General features: G+C 64.9%; 2 protein-coding genes. Both read left to right on the top strand.

Features of this window, described 5'->3' with window-relative positions; all coding sequences use genetic code 11:
* Positions 1-700 (top strand): LUD domain-containing protein (locus JCM12296_RS35170; protein ID WP_218188461.1); only part of this gene is annotated, 700 nt, incomplete at its 5' end.
* A 40-nt stretch (positions 701-740) separates the two neighbouring features.
* The coding region (locus tag JCM12296_RS43025) for a 4Fe-4S dicluster domain-containing protein (protein ID WP_218188462.1) at positions 741-992 on the top strand (252 nt) is incomplete at its 3' end.

Here is a 992-nt window from a genome sequence, read left to right on the forward strand (position 1 = left end):
CGACAACCTCGACATCCTGCTGGAAACCCTGGCCGACAACGTGCGCCGGCAGGGCGGCCAGGTCTTTTTCGCCGCTTCGGCCGAGGAAGCCGTGGCCTACTGCCTGGCCGTGGCCCGCCGTCACGAGGTCAAACGGGTGGTCAAGGGGAAATCCATGGTCACCGAGGAAGTCGGGCTGAACGAAGCCCTGGCCGCCGAAGGCATCGAAGTCAACGAAACCGACCTGGGCGAATACATCATCCAGCTGGCCGGGGAACGCCCCTCTCACATCATTGCCCCGGCGATCCACAAAACCCGTGAACAGGTGGGGCGTCTTTTCGCCGACAAACTGGGCATCGCCTATACCGACGATCCGCCGTCCCTGACCCAGGCAGCCAGGAAAGCCCTGCGCGAGAAATTTCTCACCGCCGACATGGGGGTTACCGGCTGCAACCTGGCCTGCGCCGAGACCGGTCATATCACCACCGTCTCCAACGAAGGCAATATCCGCATGTCCAGCACCCTGCCCCGCGTGCATGTGGCCTTCATGGGCATGGAACGCGTGGTCGCCCGGCTGGAGGATCACGACATTCTCTTCCGCCTGCTCTCCCGCGGCGCGGCGGCCCAGCGACTGGGCGGATACGTGAGCTACGTGGGCGGACCCGGCGGCGACACCCATCCCGACGGGCCCCGGGGAATTCCACCTGATCATCATCGATAACGGTCGCAGCCGGATCCTGGCCGACCCGGCCTTTCGCGAAATGCTCTGCTGCATCCGCTGCTCGGCCTGCCTGAATGTCTGTCCGGTGTATGGCAAGATCGGCGGTCATGCCTATGGCAGCCCCTATTCGGGACCGGTGGGCGCCGTGGTCACACCGCTCTTGATCGGCCTGAATAAGGCCAAGGACCTGTGCATGGGCGAGAGCCTGTGCGGGGCCTGCAAGGATGCCTGCCCGGTCAACATCGACCTGCCGCGCATGCTGCGGGAACTGCGTGCCCGCATCAGCGAGGGT

The sequence above is a fragment of the Desulfosarcina cetonica JCM 12296 genome, from assembly GCF_001311845.1.
In the GTDB taxonomy this organism is placed as follows: Bacteria; Desulfobacterota; Desulfobacteria; order Desulfobacterales; family Desulfosarcinaceae; genus Desulfosarcina; species Desulfosarcina cetonica.